This is a genomic window from Salinibacillus kushneri (assembly GCF_900111405.1).
Classification (GTDB): Bacteria; Bacillota; Bacilli; order Bacillales; family Alkalibacillaceae; genus Salinibacillus; species Salinibacillus kushneri.
The window spans coordinates 1-20,922 of the sequence record NZ_FOHJ01000019.1 but is presented as its reverse complement, the minus strand read 5'-3'; the positions used below and the strand labels follow the sequence as shown (position 1 = coordinate 20,922).

Genomic DNA, 20,922 nt, shown 5'->3' with positions numbered 1-20,922 from the left:
TTTTAATCAATAAACTTAACGTTTCCTGTTGAATTTTGAGCGAAAATGATGAATAAAATCTAGTGATTTCCCTGTTCCAATGGCTACACAATCTAATGGATCTTCGGCTACGAAAACCGGCATTTCCGTCTCTCCACTAATTTTCCTATCAAGATTGGATAATAGGGCACCACCGCCAGTGAGAACAATCCCTTTTTCCATTATGTCTGCAGATAATTCCGGTGGTGTTTTTTCTAAGGTATTTTTTACGGCTCCCACAATAGAGTTTACCGTATCTCTTAAGGCTTCTTCAATTTCCTTATTCGTGGTCGTAACGGTCTGCGGAAGACCTGTAACTAAATCACGACCTCTTATTTCCATTTCTACAGTTTCCTCTACTTGTATTGCTGTTCCAATTTCCATCTTTATAACTTCAGCAGTGTGTTCACCTATTAATAAATTATATTTCTTTTTGATAAATTGAACAATGGCATCATCCATTTCATCTCCAGCAATTCGAATGGATTCACTTGTTACGATACCACCAAGAGAAATGATTGCAACTTCTGTTGTGCCTCCACCAATGTCTACTACCATACTACCAGCAGGTTCCCATACAGGTAAACCCGCACCTATAGCAGCAGCAAATGGTTCTGCTATTGGATAGGCCTCTTTTGCACCTGCCTGCCTGGTTGCGTCCGTTACTGCCCGTTCTTCTACCATAGTTATTCCTGATGGCACACAAACCATTACATTTGGTTTTCTGGCAAACGGGGAACGTTTTTTCTGAGCCTTTCCCATATAATATTTCATCATCATAGCTGTAGTTTCATAATCAGCTATAACCCCATCCTTCATCGGCCTAATAACAGAAATATTTCCAGGAGTCCTGCCAATCATAACTTTAGCATTGTTTCCAACTGCTTCTGTCTCCCCAGAAGCTAAGCTTTTGGCAACTACGGAAGGTTCACGTAATACAATTCCTTTGCCTCTAACAAATACCAACGTATTCGCTGTACCTAAATCGATCCCTAGGTCTTGAGAAAACCCAAATCGAGCCACCTGAATCTTCCTCTCTCTATATAATCTTAGTTAAGAAAAGGCTGTTTTCCAAAAGATTGTTGATTTTGCATATCCATTTTACGTATTCATAGCTTTATTAACCGTTGCTTCACACGAAAATTCTTCAAAATAAATGGCGTCATTCTTTTACCATGTGACTCCCTAATATTTTTTCCTGGGGGGAGGGAAGTATAAAACAACTGCGGGGGAATAACAACAAACTTTACCCAAAACAACCCAGCTAAAATTGTTCTTATGTATAGTGTATTACAAAAAATACAGTTAATAAGCGCCATCCAAGAATTTACTTGTTAAATGGCGCTTTTTTTCAACTATTATTTAATTATACGAAAAAAATAAGAAAATAGATAGGGCTATAAGTATCCTTTTTCCTTCATAGAAACATATTTTCTATCACCAATCACCAAATGATCTAATAATTCAATACCAATCATTTTTCCACATTCGGAAAGCCTTTTTGTAACATGAATATCTTCCTGTGAAGGACTGGGATCTCCTGAAGGATGGTTATGTGCACAGATAATGGAGGCTGCAGACCGCTTAACCGCTTCACGGTAGATTTCCCGGGGATGAACAATTGAGGCATTTAAACTGCCAATAAAGACAGTTTGTTGATGGATGACCTGATTTTTGGTGTTTAAAAATAAACATACAAAATGCTCCTGATTTAGGTGCCGAAGCTCTTCCATAACAAAATCAGCTCCATCCTCAGGACTTCGAATCACATATCGTTCAGATGGTTTATAGGAGTACACTCTCTTCCCCATTTCCAGAGCTGCCATTAAGACAACCGCTTTTGCCTTGCCTATACCTCTGATTGCTGTTAGTTCTTCCACCGTTGCATCCTTAAGTAACGGTAGTCCTTCAAAGTGAATAAGCAGGCGGTGGGAGAGGGACATAACGGATTCATTTTTTGTACCTGTACCTAAAATGATAGCCAACAAATCCTGATTTGATAAATGATTGGGGCCTAATTGTATAAGACGTTCTCTTGGCCGATCGTTTTTAGGTACATCCTTTACAAAAACCATTTCATTTGACAAATGGATTGCTCCTCTCTTTAGGTTCTCCTCATTTAATCATAGAAGGAAGGAAAAATATCATATTTTCTTAGTTCTCTTACAACGTGGGAAACAGGAAGACCAACGACATTATAATAATCACCAATAATTTGCTTAACAAAAATCGATCCTTGTCCCTGGATTCCGTAAGCCCCTGCTTTATCAAAAGCTTCTTGTGTGGATAAATAAGCTTCAATCTCTTCATCTGATAAGGGCCAGAACTCAACCTCAGTTTTATGTGTAAAGATTTCCTCATGCATATTGGATCGAATCATAAAACCTGTCCACACTTCATGTCTTTCTCCACTCAACCTTGAAAGCATTTGAAATGCCTCTCTCTCATTATTTGGCTTTTCAAAAATCTGATTTCTATAAGAAACCACCGTATCTGCAGCTAAAATCACTTCCCTTTCATCCTTTATAATCACATGCTCACCCTTTAACTTGGCCAGCTGCCAAACCTTTTCCTTAGGGGTATTGGAAGTTACGGAAGATTCATCCACATCAGGCTTTCGAATAACAAAAGGAACCTGAACTTTTTCCAATAATTCCTGTCGCCTTGGGGATGACGATGCTAAGACAAGTTGTGAAGTCATATGCTAACCTCCATAAGTCAATAATGTATCGCTTTACCTATACATATAGTTTAATAAATCATTTTCAATTTTACAAAAGTGGACAACTAAATATTGATCTGGTTTATGAATATAGAAACGTATTTATTTAAGGTAAAAAATGTATTTTTATCCAGGTTTACACGTATATATTCCGTTATTTTTAAATCTAATATGTTATCTGAATAAACATGTAACCATTGATTTAAATACTAACAAAAAAGGCCAAACCAAAAGTTATATAACTTTGATTCGGCCTTACCTTTATTCATTAATATAACTTTGATAATCATAAAGAATCTTGATTAATTGATGCTGCAACTGCCATTTTTCATCTCCTGATAAATTTATGAAAGTCTGATATGAATTGGAGAATGTTTCAGCCCCCTCCGATAGAGAATCGGGTTTTGTTTGATACCATTCTTCCATTTTAGCTACAATGGAAGATAATCCATCCTTCGACTGTGATAGGAGTGGAACTGCTTCTTCCCAATAGCTCATTCCCTCCTTAATCCAATTAGCCTCTGTTTCCGAAGTCTCCTTATCTTTTGCCGCTACACTCCATGTCTTTACATAAGTATCTTTTTCCGGATCAAATCCAAGACTATCAATATTCGCTTCTGTCTCTTTAATAGAACTGTCTGTCATGGCTATCGCCGCAAATAAATAAAACTGTCCTTCCTGTTTCCAAATAAAAGGGTTTACACCTGATTCTTCAAAAATAGCTTGTCTTTCATTAGCCTTCTTTTTTGTAGAGTAGACACCCACTTGAACGACATGCGACTCAAAACCATCAAAGCTGACTGTGGTTCCTTGTGAATTATCGTTTGAGCCATTAGCAGATGAATTTTCCTCGGCTGATGGACTACCATTATTTTGTATATTTGAAGCCTCCTGACTATTATCCGTTCCCACTCCAGATAAAACTCTTAACATAACAAACCCCAGAATAGCCCCCACTACAATTGCTGATGCACCTGCTGTGATTAACCGTTTAAAGCTTGGTATATGAGAAAATAGCGAATTTTTCCCTTTGTATTTTCTTTTTAATACTTCTACTTTTGGCGGTTCGAAATCATGAGTTGTTTTTGCTTGCTCCTTCCTGAGATTTGAATCACTCGTTTTATCTAAAGCGGCTGCTAACTCGTCCTGAACATTCTCGTCAGCTGAGGTTAAATGATTTTGATTTACCTTTTCTTTGCCATTAATTCTTACCGATATATGGTCCTGTTTCTTGTCCATTTTGGCCCCCACCTTGACTAGCATTTTATCTATCACCTTATCATGTCTATTAAAAAAACGTTGTCGATGATTGACTAAACCTATTAGAAATTCATCAAGTATTTTCTTAAAATATCTACATAAAAAGTCAAGGTTCACAAGTAAAATAGCAAAATCAAAGTTACGATATCTTTTTTCGTTTATAAAAAACAAGGTTTGGACATAACAAGAACACCTATATTAAACAGAGCCTTTAAAAACCTTTGTACCAGCCTCGCTACATTTGAATAACTTTTTCATACGTTGCTACTTTATTTCGTCCATTATTTTTGGCTCCAACATACATAGCGCGATCAGCATGTCGGATTAACTCTCTTGGATCATCACAGTCATTAGGATATGTAGCGACTCCAATACTAGCTGTAACCTGAACCGTAATCGGACTTCCACCATTTGAAATATGCTGTTTTAGAACAAATGGTTCATCGCTAATAATCCTGCGAATGGTCTCAGCTTGAAAGAGTGCTTCATCTTTACCCTTTCCTCTTAATAAAACAACAAATTCCTCTCCTCCATATCTAGCTGCAAGATCGTTTGGAAATGTATTTTCTAAACGCAGGGCAAGTTCACGCAGTACTTCATTTCCACTTTCATGCCCATAAGTATCATTTACCCGTTTAAAAAAATCTAGGTCTAATAAAATAAGTGAATGATTCTCCTGTACACCTTTTGCTTCCATATCTTCAAATAAGTGTTGAATATACTCTTCAAAATAACGATAATTATAAAGCTTCGTTAACGGACAGCGCTCACTTTTCTGTTTAGTTGTTTCATAATGACGTGCATTCTCAATGGCAACAGCCAGATAGTTTGCAAGAATCTCTACTAACATATATTGATACTTTTCATATGCTCTCTTCCGCTTCGAGGCAATGGTAATGACACCCACTACTTTTTCATTTCTCCAAATCGGTACGGAAATGATACTCTCAGCATCATGTGGTAAAGAAGGATCAGGTAAAACCATTTCCCATTTGGAACGATTTCTATAAAATAAACCCTCTCCCCCTCCATAAACGGTACCGCTTATACCTTGGAATTTTCTTAGATTAAAGGAAGTATGAGGACCTTGTGGCGTGTCTCCCATCACACGGATTAAGGTTAAGGTTTCGTTTGTATTCATGACATCATAAATATAAGCATAATCTACATTTAATAGTTTACTAATTTCTTGAACAAAAATATCTAATACTTCTTTGACATTTAATTTTCCTGTTAACTTATGCCCAATATTACTGGTCATTTGCATATAATTATTCGTCTTCTGGGAGGCAAAATAGTTTTGAATAATGACAGAAAATGTAACAAAAGGAATACCCACAAAATAAATAGCTTTGGCCCCTAATTCTATGTATAACAAATAAAGAACATATCCAACTGGTATGGTCAATCCTGAAGTTAGCATGTCCCAAAATAATGACTTTGAAAAAAATCTTTCTCTTTGGGCCGTCATATACATTTTAAGTAAATGTAATAGAACCTGATTAGCAAAAATAATGGACAGGATATAACCAAGAATCGGTAATTGCTGATTAAGTGTAAAAGACTCAATATCCGAATGTGAGCCGCCAAATAAATAATAGATGGCAGCACCAATAATGGAGGTTAATAGAAAGAGTGTTAAATTGGCAGGTATACGGAAAAGTTGTTCTTTACCAGGACGAAGCTTAACGAGTAAAACCATTACCGCAAGTTGTGTTAATACAATTTCAACAAGTAAACCAAAATGTAAAAACACAGCAAAGCTAATTCCATGAATAAAGAAAATAGGGGTTCCGCCAACTATAATGGGAAAAAGGGAAACTATACACATTAAAATCGCGAAGGAGATCATATCGAACCATCTGCCGTCTAAACTCACCATTGGTTCTGTCACTTTATAGATATAGAAAATTAATGATGGCCATACAAAGAGCCAAATCCCCCAAATCATTCTCTTTTTCTGTTTTGTCATTTTCAGCATCTCCCAGATTATCCCTTTTTTCCAAAGCCTTTAATCAAAAATTTAAAAGTCAATTTTTCTAACATTGGGATTATTTTATCATATTTTTTGCAAAAAGTTCAAAATATTGTCTAACTTTAGAAATAAAATATAAGGAACCTGAAATAACAAATATCTCATTTGAATCCATGTGACTTAACTCATATTGAACGGCTTCCTTCCAGTTCATATGAATTTCCTTTCCAGGGTGCCGACTTTGACTGAACAATTGCTCGGCTCCAGATGCACGCTCAAATTCGAAGGATGTAAATACAATGCCATCGAAATATTGATCTAACAGTTGAATCACTTCACTTACATTCTTATCCTTCATCATTGAAAATAATAAACGTTTTTTATGATGTGGATAAGACCGTTTTAGCGTTTCAATAAGTGAAATCACTCCCTCTTTATTGTGAGCTCCGTCAATAATAACCAGCGGATTTTTCGATACAACTTCAAATCTTCCAGGCCACCTCGTTTTTTGTAATCCTGTTCGTATTACGTTTTCTTTAGGCTTGATTTGATTCATTTGACTCATTAATAGAAATGTATGTAACGCTAAGGCTGCATTCTGTATTTGATGGTATCCTTTCATGTTTATCTTTAAATCAGAAAAGCTTTGCTGTTCAAACTTAAAAGTAAACATTTCTCCTTCCTCCTGAGAAGGTTTCTGATTCATAATATGAAAATCGTTTCCTAATTGGTAGATAGGAGCACTTTTTTCCACCGCTTTGTCTTTAATGACCTGAAAGGATCCATGATGTTGTACAGCGGTAGTTACAGGTACACCTTGCTTAATAATTCCTGCCTTTTCAGAAGCTATTTGCTCATAGGTATTACCAAGAATACGTGTATGATCAAGACCTATGTTTGTAATGATACTGGCAATTGGTTCTACTATATTTGTTGAATCCAGCCTTCCTCCTAAACCGGTTTCCAGTAATACATAGTCAAGTGATTGCTCAGCAAAGTAAACAAAAGCCATAGCCGTAATGACTTCAAATTCTGTAGGGGGGCCAAATTCAGTCTGTTCCAGTTCTTCACATAGTGGCTTTATTTTCTTAACAAGCATAACCAACTCCTTATCCTTTATTGGGACACCATTGACACTTATTCGCTCATTAAAGTGAATCAGGTAAGGTGATGTAAAGCTTCCTACTGAAAAATGGTGAGCTTCTAATAAATGGCGTAAAAAGGATAGTGTGGATCCCTTGCCATTCGTCCCAGCAATATGAATACTGCGGATTTTCTGTTCAGGATGATCTAATTTCTCCATAAACCATTTCATGCGTTCAAGACCAGGTTTAATTCCAAACTTCGACCTTTGCTGAATCCATTCAATAGCCTCATCGTACTTCATTGTTATACCCCGCTTTATTTTATGATAATAAATGGAATAGAAATGGGAGCCATTTAATAAACTGGCTCCCTCCCACACTAACTTAAGATTGTAAATCCTTTAATCGCTGCTCGACTTTTTCTCTTTTGTCTTCATAATCTTTTCCTTTTTCTCGTTCCTGCTCTACAATATCTGCTGGAGCATTTTGTACAAATTTTTCATTTGCGAGTTTCTTCTCCACACGTTCCACTTCGGAATTCCATTTATTCCATTCCTTTTGAAGGCGTTCAATTTCTTCCTCAATGTTAATTAATCCTTCAAGAGGAAGGTAAACTTCTGCACCAGTTACAACTGCACTCATCGCTTTCTCTGGTACATCGATAGCTGTATCAATCGTTAATTCACTTGGATTGCAAAAACGTTCTAAATAATGGCGATTTTTTTGCAGCCCTTCTTGTATATTTGTATCATTTGCCTTAATAAGCATTTGGATTTCTTTAGACATCGGCGTGTTAACCTCTGCCCGAATGTTTCGAATCGAACGAATGATATCCACCAGCAATTTCATTTCTGAAGAGGCTTTTTGATTTGTAAAGCCCGGATTTACCTCCGGCCATTCTGCAACGGTAATCGACTCTCCATCATGAGGCAAATGCTGCCATATTTCCTCGGTAATAAAAGGCATAAACGGATGAAGCATACGCATCGTTTGATCAAGCACATAAACTAATATAGATTTTGTGGTGTGTTTTGCTTGCTCGTCATCCCCATATAAAGGCAGTTTAGCCATTTCAATATACCAGTCACAAAATTCATCCCAGATAAAATTATACAAATGACGCCCTGCTTCACCAAAATCATATTTATCGATATGTCGTGTTACCTGCTGGATGGTTTCATTGAGACGTGTTAGAATCCATTGATCGGCTACCGATTTTTCCCCGGATAAATCCACTTCTTCATATTTCATGTCGTCTAAATTCATAAGAACAAAACGGGAAGCATTCCAAATTTTATTAGCAAAATTCCACGTAGCTTCGATTTTTTCCCAATGAAAGCGTAAATCCTGTCCAGGAGAAGAGCCTGTTGCTAAGAAATAGCGGAGAGAATCAGCTCCATATTTCTCAACTACATCCATAGGATCTACACCATTGCCCAATGATTTACTCATTTTTCGACCTTCTGCGTCACGGACGAGTCCATGGATTAAGACATCTTTAAATGGCCTGCGATTCATAAATTGTTTCGATTGGAAAATCATACGGGAAACCCAGAAGAAAATGATATCATAGCCTGTTACGAGAGCATCCGTTGGGAAATAACGATTTAAGTCCTGGTTATTCTCGTCCGGCCAGCCTAATGTTGAAAAGGGCCATAGTGCAGAAGAAAACCATGTATCTAAGACATCTTCATCCTGTTCCCAGTTTTCTGTATCTTCAGGTGCCTCTTTTCCTACATAAATCTCTCCCGTTTCCTTGTGATACCAGGCAGGAATACGATGCCCCCACCATAACTGGCGTGAAATACACCAATCCCTGATATTTTCCATCCAATTCAAATAGGTTTTTTCAAAACGATCAGGTACAAAATTCACCTTGTCGTCTGTGTTTTGTAAATCAATCGCTGCTTTTGCTAATGGACCCATCTTTACAAACCATTGTGTGGATAAATAAGGTTCAACAACGGCTCCGCTTCGTTCGGAGTGACCAACAGAATGGTGATGCTCTTCAATTTTGAAAAGCACTCCTTCTTCCTGTAAATCTTTCACAAGTTGCTTGCGGCATTCGAAACGATCCATTCCCTGATATTTCATCGCATTTTCATTCATACTTCCATCTTCGTTCATAATAAGGATTCGCTCTAAATCATGGCGATTTCCAATTTCAAAATCATTCGGATCATGGGCAGGAGTGATTTTTACTGCACCAGAACCAAACTCCATATCAACATAATCGTCGGCTACAATCTCAATTTCCCGCTCCGTAATAGGTAAAATAACTTTTTTCCCGATTAAATGCTGATATCTTTCATCATCGGGATGTACAGCAACAGCGGTATCTCCTAGCATAGTCTCTGGACGGGTAGTTGCAATTTCAATATGGCCTGAACCATCCTTTAATGGATATTTCATATGATAGAATGCACCCTGAACCTCTTTATAAATAACCTCAATGTCTGAAAGGGCAGTCTGGGTATCTGGATCCCAATTAATAATATATTGTCCTCGATAGATTAAGTCTTTTTCATACAAGGTTACAAATACTTCTCTAACGGCATCAGAGAGACCATCATCAAGAGTGAAACGCTCTTTGGAATAATCCAGTCCTAAACCAAGCTTCTCCCATTGCTTTCGAATGAAGGATGCATATTCTTCTTTCCAATCCCAAACCTGTTCAATAAACTTCTCACGGCCAAGATCGTATCGATTTTTTCCTTCTTCCTTTAATTTAGCCTCAACCTTGGCTTGTGTTGCAATACCAGCATGATCCATTCCTGGCAGCCATAAAACATCATATCCTTGCATGCGCTTATAACGTGTAATGATATCCTGCAGGGTCGTGTCCCAGGCATGGCCAAGGTGTAATTTACCGGTGACATTTGGAGGTGGAATCACCACAGTAAATGGATCTTTGCTTTCGTCATCCTTTGCTTCAAAAAACTTGCCATTTACCCAATAATCATACCGCCCCTGTTCAACTTCATTGGGATCATATTTTGACGGCATAGAAACCTCTTTCTTTCCCATTTTTACTCCTCCTTATTATTCGTCTTCATGCTAGATATCATACTTTTGGACAGGCAGACCCCATTATCCATTAGAAAGGCACCGTTCTCCCCCATTAGCAGCAATACAGGTGTCTTTACCATTAATCCGTCAAAGGGATAGGGACAATAAAAAACCCTTCTCATCCTAAAAGGACGAAAAGGGTTGTTTTCGCGGTACCACCTTTGTTTACAGCAGACAAATTCTCACTGTACACTCCATCAGCATAACGGTTCAACCGGCTTCTTCTACTCTCTTTCAAAGAAGCTGCATCAAGGGCGACCTTCCAAGGTAAGCTTCCTGGAAAACGTCTCAGCAAATCGTTTTCCTCTCTTAAGGGGCTTAGCCCTGTACTCCTCCCTATCCAAGCATTTACTCATATTCCTTTATATTTGTTATTTTAGACATGAAGAACCTAAAAAGTCAAATACCTTTTAACACTTTTTCCATTTTATATTCATAATATACTAACGAACTAAGAAATAAAAGGAGGATTGCTATGGGAAAGTTTTATCGCTATAAGCTTCCGCCATGGCTGAGACAAGTTATTTTTACTATTGAAAAGTGTACGTTACCGCTCATGATCTATCAGATTGTACGCACACTGATTATACCAACAACACTTGATGTTTTATTAACCGGTATTTTTGTCGGATTATTCTTTGCCTTTTATTTAGAGTGGTTTTAGGAAAGATCCTCATCATCAATCATATGTTCATTCTTGATAAACTCCTGAATTTTCAAGATGTTTTCATAATAAAATTGATGACGCTGGAAGATTTGAATCCATTCAACTTCTATAAAATGATTGGGTTTATTCACATATCGCTGAACATCTCTTAAGAACTTTTCTAAATTTAATAGATGGAGCGCTAATAATGCCATATCACTTTTCGTACAGCCGGCATTCTTAAAATAAATAGGCAGACCTTCCATTAACGAATCAAGAGGGGCATCGTGCTGTCTGCCTATAGCTGATAACAGTATAGACATATCTCTGGAGGGATTACCGTAAAAGGCTTGTTCCCAATTTATAAATACAACCCCATTAGATGTATAAATGAAGTGGGAAGGAGACAAGTTCCCATGACAAAGGGCATACTTCATTCCTTTTTCCTTTTCTATTTGAACAAGCCATTCATCATACCAGTATTCTATAAGCTTTGAAACTTCTCTTATCATTCGATAGGAATGACAAATTAGTAATGCAGTGGGAGACATATAATGCTTGGACTCAAAAAAACTTATCCAGCTTTCAAATTGAAAAAAATTCTGTTTCGTTTTTTTCTTTTGATTTTCAGTCCATTCTGATAGTTGATTCGTATCAATCTCTCTAGTGTACGAGGTTTTTTGATGGATGTACCCTAGTTCACCAAATAATGGATTTATGGAAGATGTTAAAGAACTCTCTTCTTTTGTATCAAACCAGGGAACTACATAGTAAAAATGATGACTCCCCTCTATGTATGGCTTCCCTTCTTCAGTTATATAGAGGGGAGCAATGGATGATAAATTTTGTTCTTTTGCTATCTGATAAACCATCGAAAATATTTGCGGCAGACTGCTATTTTTAGACTGCTTGACAGCAATATGTTTGTTACCTGTAAAAACCTTGGCAACCTTTTTCGTCACTTTTTCTCCCTGATAAGGATACATTCCATAATGACGTAACACTTGATTAATTTTAACCAATATCACTCATCCTTAAACTCATGGTGTGGATGGTTTAATTTGCTTTGTCTTAGCAGGAATATAGAGAATATCTCCTGCTTTTATCTCCTCATCCTCCAGACGGTTATAACGGATTAATTGAGATGGTGAAGTTTTATAACGTTCTGCTATTGATTCAACGGTATCGGCTTCCTGTACAATACACATCCTTATTTTTGTATAGGCATCCTCTTCCTTATGGCCAAACATGTTGACTAAATATCCGGCATCCTCACGACTTTCATCACTTGGGGATTCATCATAAGCATCTACATTATTCTCTACTTGAGGACTATCATTATATGGTACATCCTCATTAGAGCTTTCTTCATAGGAGCTTTCCTGCATTGGCTCCTCCTGTTGTTTATGAAAAAACTCATCCAAAGTCTGTGATTTTTTCTTAAACCATAAATCCCGACCTTTTTCCTGTTCTGCCTCTTTTTCTTCTCCTTCTACTGCCTCTTCTTCCTTCTCTTCAGATTTATTCTCTTCAACAGAAGGTTCTTCAGCTGAAGCATAGGCTCCTGTTTCTGGACGGTCGTCATCTTCTTCACTTATACCTGCCTGAGTTTCTGTTTGATGCCCTGAAGCTTCACATTCTTCCTCTTCTTCCAATTTCACATCAAAAGAAAACGGCTCATTCATATCATCCCAGTTATTTTGATCAGTAGCCGGTTCCTCCGTTTCATTCCGACTCTCATGTTTATCCTCTGACACAACATCCTCCTCTTCCGCTATACCCGAAATGGATACATTTGCCCGGAGTTTAATTTGTGATGGATCAGGAATCTCGTAATCAAAATAATCAATTTCAACCATAACATCATCTAAAGCCGTAATTCGATGTTTAGGTATTGTAATTTCAACAGGAATATTATAATAAAACTCATTCAAACCATCTTCAAAAGAACGGACGTCATTGATGATGTTCTGCGATGTATGATCCTGAAAACTTAAAATATCCTCCTGTTTTTCTTCCTTTCCATCCACATCAGGCATATATTCTCCGGTTAACTCAATAATCCCCCTAACCGATACATACTCTCCAGAATCCTGAATCGAAATATTCGGCTCAAGAGAAATACCAATCAACTCTTGTAATTCCTGTCCCTTTTGAAACCACAATTGTTCATTCAACTCAAAACGAAGAACATTCTCATCATCTAGACTCAAAAAAAACTCCTCCTCCCCAAAAAAGTTCCAATAACCTATCCCTAAAATATATGAAAAGAAAAAGAGAATTATAACTAAGAAAAGCGGAGGCGACTGGTCAGGTCCGACAACATAAGCAGAATTCACGGAGTGGCATGTTTTTCGCCACGTAGTGGATTATGCTTATGTCTGCTTGGACCTAGGAGCCGTAGCTAGACAAAGAAAAGCGGAGGCGACTTTGGTCAGAAGTTGCTGGAAGTAAACGAATTACGACGAACTAAAGTCGATGTTGACTTATTGTAAGGACTTTCAGGAAGTCTCACTTAAATTTGAACATAGCCATTCCTGAATTTTATCCACAGAGCTCCCATTTTATCATTGCTGCCTATACCATAAAAAAACAGTAAGTACAGCTATTTCACTGTACTTACTGCTTTTTAAATCAATTTTATTTCGATATCTTTTCAAATGTCTTTCTAAATGCATCGAGCGTCTTATCAATATCTTGATCAGTATGAGCGGTGGAAAGGAAAATTCCTTCAAACTGTGATGGAGCTAGGAAAACTCCTTCCTCAGCCATTGAACGATAATATTTTGCAAATAAATCTAAGTCTGATGATTTAGCTGTGTCAAAGTTCACCACATCTTCATTCGTAAAGAATAGTCCCATCATAGCTCCAGCACGATTTATCGTATGAGGAATGTTGTATTCATTCGCGGCTTGTCTGATTCCCTCTTCTAAGCGATCCACTTTTTTATTGAGTTCCTCATAAGAACTTTCTGTCATTAATTTTAGTGTTTCATAGCCTGCAGTCATAGCTAATGGATTTCCTGATAAAGTTCCGGCTTGATAAATCGGACCAGAAGGCGCAATGTGTTCGATAATTTCACGTTTGCCACCATAAGCACCTACAGGTAAACCGCCACCAATAACTTTACCTAAACAAGTCAGGTCAGGTGTAATACCGAAATGACCTTGAGCTGAATGGTAGCCAACACGAAATCCTGTCATCACTTCATCAAAGATTAAGACTGTACCATTTTTTCAGTTAAATCACGAAGTTTTTGTAAAAAGTTATTTCGTGGCGGGACAACGCCCATATTACCAGATACAGGTTCTACGATTACAGCCGCTAAATCGTCTCCATATTGTTCAAATACATATTCAACACTTTCTACATCATTATACGGGACAGTAATCGTATTCTTGGCGATAGACTCAGGTACACCCGGACTATCTGGAAGTCCAAGTGTAGCTACTCCAGATCCTGCTTTAATCAAGAGGGAATCCCCATGTCCATGATAATTCCCTTCAAATTTTAAGATTTTATTTCGACCTGTATATCCACGGGCAAGCCGTAATGCACTCATAGTTGCTTCTGTACCGGAATTAACCATTCGGACCATTTCAATGGAAGGCACTCGGTCAATAATCAGTTGAGCAAGCTTGTTTTCAATCTCTGTTGGTGAGCCTAGACTTGTTCCACCTTCGACTACACCTTTTAAGGACTCAACCACCTTTTCATGGGCGTGTCCTAAAATAAGCGGCCCCCAGCTTAGTACATAGTCAATGTATTCATTGCCATCAATATCATATATTTTGGATCCTTGTCCTTTTTCCATAAAAATAGGATTCATATCTACTGATTTAAAGGCACGAACAGGCGAATTTACTCCGCCAGGCATTAATTCAACCGCTTCTTTATAAGCTTGAACCGATTTTTGATTTTCACGCATTCTAATCCATCCTTTCAACATGTATCAAAATTCCTTTGAGTTGCTAATACGACAGGGCATAACCAGTCGCCTTCGCTTTTCATGTCTAACTGCGGCTCCTAGGTCTGGGTGGACATAAGCCAAAGCCATTCTGTGGCGAAAAACACGCCACTCCATGTCTTTGGCTTATACCACCAGACCTATCCAGTCGCCCTTTTCTATTCATCCAACCATTTGGCTACGTCTTTGGCAAAATAGGTCATGATTAAATCTGCGCCTGCACGTTTCATGGAGATTAATTTTTCCAGCACGATTGCTTTTTCATCTACCCATCCATTTTGTGCTGCTCCTTTAACTAGAGAATATTCGCCACTTACGTTATAAGCAACTACTGGTACAGGGTGACGATCTCGAATTTCTCTCATAATATCCAAATAAGATAAAGCAGGCTTCACGATTAAGAAGTCGGCTCCTTCTTCAACGTCCGAATCAGCTTCACGGAAAGCCTCTAAACGATTTGCAGGATCCATTTGATAGGCTTTTCGATCTCCTTCTTGTGGTGTGCTTTGGGCAGCATCACGAAATGGACCATAAAAGGCAGAAGCATATTTAACGGCATAAGACATAATAGGTATATTTTCAAAACCAGCTTCATCTAAACCTTTTCGAATTGCTGCAACAAACCCATCCATCATATTAGATGGGGCAATGATATCTGCTCCAGCTTTTGCCTGGCTAATCGCTGTATCCACTAAAAGATTTAAGGATGGGTCATTTTGAACATAGCCATTTTCAAGTACTCCACAATGTCCGTGTGACGTATATTCACATAGACAGGTATCAGCAATGACCATAAGAGATGGAACTTCCTTTTTAATGACACGAATCGCTTCTTGAACAATTCCATGATCATGAAAAGCTCCGGTACCTTGTTCGTCTTTTTCATTAGGAACCCCGAACAATAGGACTGACTTAATTCCCAGTGATTCAACTTCTTTCATCTCTTCAACTAAATAATCCAGTGATAGTTGATAGATTCCAGGCATTGAAGGAATTTCTTTTTTTACATTTTCTTCTTCTACAACAAATACAGGATAAATAAGGTCTTCTTTTTGTAAGTGGGTTTCTCTTACCAAACTTCGCATACTTTCATTAACACGAAGTCTTCTGTGACGTTTAAATTGTAAGTCATTCATGGCTTACCCTTCCTTTCTTTACATAGTCGATAAATTTCTCAATCATATGAGCTGTAGTATATTGATCAGGTACAATCAGGTTCGTAAATCCTTTTTTTTTCGCTTCAGATTCAGTTGTTGAGCCGATACATATACAAGCACTTTTTTTTAAATGCTCCTCTTTTATAGCTTCTTTACCAAGTGAGAAAAAAGCTTGAATCATAGAAGGACTCGTAAACGTGATAGCATCGAGTCGTTTAGCATATAAAGTCTTTTTCAGATTTTCCTGTTCTTTTCGGTTTGCTTTCGTTGCATAAACCGTGATGGATTCATAGGGAATGTTAGACTGAGAAAAAAAGTCAGGCAGAACATCTCTTGACAGACTCCCTCTTACCAACAGCACTTTTTTCGGTGTATAATAAGCAGCAAATTCCTCTCCCATTACTTCTGCTGTGTAATGACTAGGTTCAAAATCAACTGTGAGATTATATTGTTTTAAAGTCTTACTTGTTTTCTTTCCTACTGCTGCAATATGAATCGATTTTAATGCCTCTGTCGCCTTGGAATGCCTTTTTATACTCTTCATGAAGAAATGGACCCCATTACCACTTGTAAAAAAAATCCAATCAAATTGGTTTAAATTCTGAATGATGACATCCCGGGATTCATCATGTATCCATTCAAAGGTTAATAATGGGACCTCAATCGGGTTTCCTCCAGCCTTTTTTATCAGTCGGGACAAAGACTCTGCTTTACTCTTTTCTCTTGTTACTAAAACATTCATTCCATCTAACGGAGATTTCATGATTGATCAAGCTCTTCCTTTGCTTCATCAATCAAGTCTTTTCCTCCTTTAGCAAACATTCGATCAGCTGCCTCTTTCCCAACTGCAACAGGATCTGTCCCTTTTATAACTTCATGGAGAACTGTAGAACCATCTGATTTGGCGATTAAAGCACTTAAAACGACTTCCTCTCCGTCCAGATAGGCATATCCTGCAATAGGTACTGAACAACTACCTTCCATTTGGTGTAAGAAGGTGCGCTCTGCCTTTACGGTAAATGCTGTTTTCTCCTCATTAATCTTTTCCAATAATTCACGCAGCTCTGTATCATCTTCTCTGCATTCAATCGCCAATGCTCCCTGTCCAACTGATGGAACACAAACATCCGGCTCTAAGTATTCTGTAACAATTTCATCTGACCAGCCCATACGTTTTAAACCAGCTGCAGCCAAAACAATGGCATCATAATCTTCTTCTTTTAGTTTTCGTAATCTTGTCTCAATATTTCCACGAACCGGTTTGATGTTTACATCAGGACGAACAGCCTTAATTTGAGCCGCTCTTCTTAGACTGCTTGTACCAACAACAGCGCCTTTCTTTAATTCTTTCAATCCTGTTTTACCATCCTCCGAAATAAATGCATCCCGGTGATCTTCCCTTTCTGGAATGGAAGCAATCACTAATCCTTCTGGAAGCTCAGACGGCATATCCTTCATACTATGAACAGCTAAATCTATTTCTTTTTCATACATCTCCTTTTCAATTTCCTTAACAAACAATCCCTTACCACCGACTTTCGAAAGGGTTACATCAAGGATTTTATCACCTTTGGTCATAATTTTTTTGACCTCAAATGTGTACGGTAGATTTAATTCTTGTAATTTTTCAATTACCCATTCCGTTTGCGTTAAAGCCAAATTACTTTTCCTTGACCCGATAACAATGTTTCTCATCGTTTAAGCCTCCATTACTAAAAGTGAAAATTCGACAACGTACTAAATAAAAAATAGTTTACAAGCAAAAATAAAAATGCATATACTTTTAAATTAACCAAGTTTCGACCATGAAGGCCTCTAGCTACCTTTAAAAATAAAATCATCACATAAACCAATAAAACAATAAAAGAACCTAACGTTTTCGTATCAAACCAGGCAAAGGGTTCACTAGAAGAGTATCCCCAAATAATACCTAATATAATAGCAATCAAAAGAGTCGGGACCCCAAGTAGAATCGAAAAAAACGAATATCTTTCCAGTTGTTCAAGGTTCCCTAATCTTTTAAGGCGAATGGTCCATTTTTTCTTCTTTAATAGACGATATTGTAAAAGATACATAAACGAAAAAATAAACGATAGCGCAAAAAATCCATATGAGACCATAGCCATTGTGATATGGGTAATGAGCATTTCACTCACTAAATCAATGGGATTTCCTGCATATTGGTTCTGTGATTTTGAAAATATGTACATCATCATTAAAAAGAATCCCAGGACATTCGTAAAAAAAACAAAAAAATCTACACGAAAAAGCCTGTTAATGATTAAAGAAAACGTAATCAAAATCCACGTATAAAAATACAGACCATCATAAATCGTAAGGATTGGGAAACGATTATCTAACAGGGCCATACTAAACAAAAAAAAGGTTTGTAATAGCCAAACCGTTGTAAGCAACCAGAAGGCCATTCGGTTAGCCCTCCGGTTGTGCTGTATAAAATCTATAAAGTACCCAATAATGCTTAAGGCATAAATTCCTACAATCAGTTCATATATCCATTTCACATCAAAGTGAACCATGTCCCTCAAGCCCTCTCAAACTTATGAGTGAATCGATGATTTCTTCCCTATAGCCGGAAAAGAAAATCTTGATTTCTTATGAGATGATACGTTTTGATTTAATTTTGCACTTTTCTCTTCTATTTCTTTTTCTACTTCATCTTCTATACCAAATATTTTTACAAATAAGTCCAACGATTCTTCCCGATCACCTTCACCTGCAAGTTCCTTTGCCTGTGAAATCGGTTGTTTTAGCAATTGGTTAATAATGCTTTTCGTATGTTTGTTTAAAACCTTTCGTTCTCTATCGGTTAGATCAGGCATTTTTCGTTCAATCGACTTCATCGTTTCCGATTGAATGGATAATGCTTTTTGCCTTAGTGCAGAAATAACAGGTACAACCCCAAGGGTTTGCAGCCACTCTTCATATTCATCCATCTCTGCAGCAATCATTGCCTCAATCTCGGAAGCAGTTTCTTTTCTAGCCTCAAGATTTGCGTCAACAATTCCTTGCAAATCATCAATATCATAAAGAAATACATCTTCCAAATCATGTAAAGATGGATCGATATCCCGAGGAACAGCAATATCCATTAGAAAGAGCGGACCTGCTTTTCGAGTCTTGATCATGTCCTGAACGTTTTCGCGATTCAGGATATAACCGTCTGCTCCGGTAGAGCTAATTAAAATATCAGCAGATTGAATCACTTCCTGTAATTCATCCAGCGTATAAGCTTCACCTTTTACCGTACTCGCTAATTCTTCTGCTTTAGTTCTGGTACGATTAACAACAGCAATACTATCTACCCCAGATCCCCGGAGGTTTTTTACAGCTAATTCACCCATTCTTCCTGCACCAAGAATGGCAACCTTTTTCTTGTGTAAATCGCCGAAAATCTTTTTAGCTAACTCTACGGCTGCATAGCTGACAGAAACAGCATTTTCTCCAATTTCCGTTTCATTATGGGATCGCTTTGCAACGGTCACAGCTTGTTTGAACAATTGGTTAAAGATTGTTCCTGTTGTACCGTAATTTTGTGCTGTTAAAAAGGATTGTTTCACTTGCCCCAGGATTTGGGTTTCACCAAGAACCATCGATTCAAGCCCACATGTTAAGCGGAATAAATGATCAATCGCACGATCTTCCTCATAAATCTCAGTATAGGAAGCTACTTCATCCAATTCTAATGAAAACCACTCTGCTAAAAACCGTTTTATATAATAACGTCCGGTATGGAGTTGATCCACAACTGCATAAATTTCCGTTCGATTACAAGTTGAAATAATAACATTTTCCAAAATGCTTTTTTCATCATTAAGCATGTTCATAGCCTTAGGCAATTTGTCTTCAGAAAATGTCATTTGTTCACGAATTTCAACAGGTGCTGTTTTATAATTTACACTAATGACTACTGTGTGCATGGAACTCACCCTCCATCATCGAGTCACAAATCAAATGATTTACTTTTCCTTAGTATAACACGAATAATTACAAAAATTTGTATGTGAAAGTGAACATATTTTGAATGATTATGGTACGATAAACGAAACGTCACTTACACATTAAAGTCTAATGTTACTACCTTTTGTACCTTACCATATTCCCATCTTTTAAGTAAAGAAAAGAGCTGTTGGACAACATGAAAAGGAGAGAGAAAAGTTGAAAAAGCAAAACCTTTTTATAAGTACTTTTTTAGTTGGAATGGGGCTTTATTTCTTATTACAGGAATATTCCATACCTATGTTATCCTCATTCCGCAGTTGGCCGACCATTTTAATCATATTAGGTTTATCATTTTTATCTGAAGCCATGCTTGGAGGAAAAAAGGATAACATTTTTCCTGGAGTATTTTTACTTGGAATTGGGATTCACTACCATGGCTTGTTAACATATTCCTCATGGTTTCAACATTGGAGCATTTATTTATTTATCATAGGACTTGCATTCTTTTTAAGGAACCAGGGTGGTCGGAAGCTTGGAATCTTATTATTAGTGATTTCTGCTATTTTTATCCTTTTACAGTGGCAGCCTGCATGGTTCCAAAATCTTCCTATACTCTCCTTTGATGACATTTCCCTACTGCCTCTTATTTTAATTGGGTTCGGATTATATTTACTTTTCATAAGTAAATAAATATCGTAATAAAAGGACTGTCCTTTTGATGTGCACCCCAAAAGTTAGACGAACTAATTCTAACTTTTGGGGTGTTTTTTGTGGTCAAATATGATGAAGGATTTAAGCAAAATGTAGTTAACGCTTATTTAGCTGGAGAAGGTGGATATGCTTCCTTGGCTAAAAGATTTGGAATTCGAAGTAAAACCAATATAAGAAAATGGGTCAGTGCTTTCCGACAGTTTGGGGAACAGGGTTTGACTACTAAAAAAGCATCTACGAATTATCCTGTTCAATTTAAATTAGATGTCATAAACTATAAGGTAAGAACAGGAGATTCCCTTGAAGATGTTGCTAGAAAATTTGGCATTACTGAACCGCCTTTGATTCTTA

General features: G+C 37.4%; 17 protein-coding genes, 1 pseudogene and 1 other annotated feature. Of the genes and pseudogenes, 3 read left to right on the top strand and 15 right to left on the bottom strand.

What is annotated here, in order from left to right:
- Window positions 1-15 precede the first annotated feature (15 nt).
- From BMX63_RS17210 to BMX63_RS17180, 7 genes are all read right to left on the bottom strand, one after another.
- Window positions 16-1,041 (bottom strand): rod shape-determining protein, encoded by a 1,026-nt coding sequence (locus tag BMX63_RS17210; protein ID WP_093137778.1) that lies wholly within the window; start codon window positions 1,039-1,041, stop codon window positions 16-18.
- A gap of 374 nt (window positions 1,042-1,415) precedes the next feature.
- Window positions 1,416-2,093 carry a RadC family protein gene (radC, locus tag BMX63_RS17205; RefSeq protein ID WP_093137804.1) on the bottom strand — a complete coding sequence of 226 codons (678 nt, stop codon included), beginning with the start codon at window positions 2,091-2,093 and terminating at the stop codon, window positions 1,416-1,418.
- A gap of 44 nt (window positions 2,094-2,137) precedes the next feature.
- On the bottom strand, window positions 2,138-2,719 hold the full coding sequence (locus BMX63_RS17200) for a Maf family protein (protein ID WP_093137777.1): 582 nt from the start codon (window positions 2,717-2,719) through the stop codon (window positions 2,138-2,140).
- Window positions 2,720-3,001: 282 nt separating this feature from the next.
- On the bottom strand, window positions 3,002-3,979 hold the full coding sequence (locus BMX63_RS17195; RefSeq protein ID WP_093137775.1) for a hypothetical protein: 978 nt from the start codon (window positions 3,977-3,979) through the stop codon (window positions 3,002-3,004).
- Window positions 3,980-4,235: 256 nt separating this feature from the next.
- Window positions 4,236-5,972, bottom strand: coding sequence for a sensor domain-containing diguanylate cyclase (locus BMX63_RS17190; RefSeq protein WP_177167373.1), 1,737 nt, complete (start codon window positions 5,970-5,972; stop codon window positions 4,236-4,238).
- Between the two features lie 79 nt (window positions 5,973-6,051).
- Window positions 6,052-7,362, bottom strand: coding sequence for a bifunctional folylpolyglutamate synthase/dihydrofolate synthase (locus tag BMX63_RS17185; protein WP_425441509.1), 1,311 nt, complete (start codon window positions 7,360-7,362; stop codon window positions 6,052-6,054).
- Between the two features lie 82 nt (window positions 7,363-7,444).
- On the bottom strand, window positions 7,445-10,087 hold the full coding sequence (locus BMX63_RS17180) for a valine--tRNA ligase (RefSeq protein ID WP_093137772.1): 2,643 nt from the start codon (window positions 10,085-10,087) through the stop codon (window positions 7,445-7,447).
- Window positions 10,088-10,253: 166 nt separating this feature from the next.
- Window positions 10,254-10,481: a binding site (T-box leader), on the bottom strand.
- Window positions 10,482-10,604: 123 nt separating this feature from the next.
- Between BMX63_RS17180 and BMX63_RS17175 the strand changes: the two genes are divergently transcribed.
- Window positions 10,605-10,793, top strand: coding sequence for a hypothetical protein (locus tag BMX63_RS17175; RefSeq protein ID WP_093137770.1), 189 nt, complete (start codon window positions 10,605-10,607; stop codon window positions 10,791-10,793).
- Here BMX63_RS17175 and BMX63_RS17170 read toward each other — a convergent pair.
- The 8 genes and pseudogenes from BMX63_RS17170 to hemA all read right to left on the bottom strand — a co-directional run bounded on the left by BMX63_RS17170 (window position 10,790) and on the right by hemA (window position 19,838).
- On the bottom strand, window positions 10,790-11,797 hold the full coding sequence (locus BMX63_RS17170; protein WP_093137769.1) for an aminoglycoside phosphotransferase family protein: 1,008 nt from the start codon (window positions 11,795-11,797) through the stop codon (window positions 10,790-10,792). The genes BMX63_RS17175 and BMX63_RS17170 overlap by 4 nt on opposite strands.
- Before the next feature lie 18 nt (window positions 11,798-11,815).
- Window positions 11,816-12,988 carry a stage VI sporulation protein D gene (gene spoVID, locus BMX63_RS17165; protein ID WP_177167372.1) on the bottom strand — a complete coding sequence of 391 codons (1,173 nt, stop codon included), beginning with the start codon at window positions 12,986-12,988 and terminating at the stop codon, window positions 11,816-11,818.
- A 427-nt stretch (window positions 12,989-13,415) separates the two neighbouring features.
- Window positions 13,416-14,704, bottom strand: a pseudogene (gene hemL / locus BMX63_RS17160) (glutamate-1-semialdehyde 2,1-aminomutase).
- A 197-nt stretch (window positions 14,705-14,901) separates the two neighbouring features.
- Window positions 14,902-15,879, bottom strand: coding sequence for a porphobilinogen synthase (hemB, locus tag BMX63_RS17155; RefSeq protein WP_093137766.1), 978 nt, complete (start codon window positions 15,877-15,879; stop codon window positions 14,902-14,904).
- Window positions 15,872-16,642, bottom strand: a complete 771-nt coding sequence (locus BMX63_RS17150; RefSeq protein WP_220083844.1) for a uroporphyrinogen-III synthase — start codon at window positions 16,640-16,642, stop codon at window positions 15,872-15,874. The genes hemB and BMX63_RS17150 overlap by 8 nt, the downstream gene beginning before the upstream one ends.
- A 17-nt stretch (window positions 16,643-16,659) precedes the next feature.
- Window positions 16,660-17,595 (bottom strand): hydroxymethylbilane synthase, encoded by a 936-nt coding sequence (gene hemC / locus BMX63_RS17145; RefSeq protein WP_093137763.1) that lies wholly within the window; start codon window positions 17,593-17,595, stop codon window positions 16,660-16,662.
- A 17-nt stretch (window positions 17,596-17,612) separates the two neighbouring features.
- Complete coding sequence (locus BMX63_RS17140; protein WP_342733708.1) at window positions 17,613-18,422, bottom strand: cytochrome C assembly family protein; 810 nt, start codon at window positions 18,420-18,422, stop codon at window positions 17,613-17,615.
- A gap of 36 nt (window positions 18,423-18,458) precedes the next feature.
- Window positions 18,459-19,838, bottom strand: coding sequence for a glutamyl-tRNA reductase (gene hemA / locus BMX63_RS17135; protein WP_093137759.1), 1,380 nt, complete (start codon window positions 19,836-19,838; stop codon window positions 18,459-18,461).
- 238 nt (window positions 19,839-20,076) lie between these two features.
- Between hemA and BMX63_RS17130 the strand changes: the two genes are divergently transcribed.
- Window positions 20,077-20,550 (top strand): LiaI-LiaF-like domain-containing protein, encoded by a 474-nt coding sequence (locus BMX63_RS17130; RefSeq protein ID WP_093137758.1) that lies wholly within the window; start codon window positions 20,077-20,079, stop codon window positions 20,548-20,550.
- Window positions 20,551-20,630: 80 nt separating this feature from the next.
- Window positions 20,631-20,922, top strand: a 292-nt coding sequence (locus tag BMX63_RS17125; RefSeq protein ID WP_143060181.1) for a helix-turn-helix domain-containing protein, incomplete at its 3' end; no start/stop codon positions are given.

Coding starts and splice junctions, on each gene's coding strand:
- BMX63_RS17195 (WP_093137775.1), bottom strand. CDS start 3,979: ATGGACAAGAAACAGGACCATATATCGGTAAGAATTAATGGCAAAGAA.
- hemA (WP_093137759.1), bottom strand. CDS start 19,838: ATGCACACAGTAGTCATTAGTGTAAATTATAAAACAGCACCTGTTGAA.
- hemC (WP_093137763.1), bottom strand. CDS start 17,595: ATGAGAAACATTGTTATCGGGTCAAGGAAAAGTAATTTGGCTTTAACG.
- BMX63_RS17200 (WP_093137777.1), bottom strand. CDS start 2,719: ATGACTTCACAACTTGTCTTAGCATCGTCATCCCCAAGGCGACAGGAA.
- BMX63_RS17185 (WP_425441509.1), bottom strand. CDS start 7,362: ATGAAGTACGATGAGGCTATTGAATGGATTCAGCAAAGGTCGAAGTTT.
- BMX63_RS17180 (WP_093137772.1), bottom strand. CDS start 10,087: ATGGGAAAGAAAGAGGTTTCTATGCCGTCAAAATATGATCCCAATGAA.
- BMX63_RS17190 (WP_177167373.1), bottom strand. CDS start 5,972: ATGACAAAACAGAAAAAGAGAATGATTTGGGGGATTTGGCTCTTTGTA.
- BMX63_RS17150 (WP_220083844.1), bottom strand. CDS start 16,642: ATGAATGTTTTAGTAACAAGAGAAAAGAGTAAAGCAGAGTCTTTGTCC.
- hemB (WP_093137766.1), bottom strand. CDS start 15,879: ATGAATGACTTACAATTTAAACGTCACAGAAGACTTCGTGTTAATGAA.
- BMX63_RS17175 (WP_093137770.1), top strand. CDS start 10,605: ATGGGAAAGTTTTATCGCTATAAGCTTCCGCCATGGCTGAGACAAGTT.
- radC (WP_093137804.1), bottom strand. CDS start 2,093: ATGGTTTTTGTAAAGGATGTACCTAAAAACGATCGGCCAAGAGAACGT.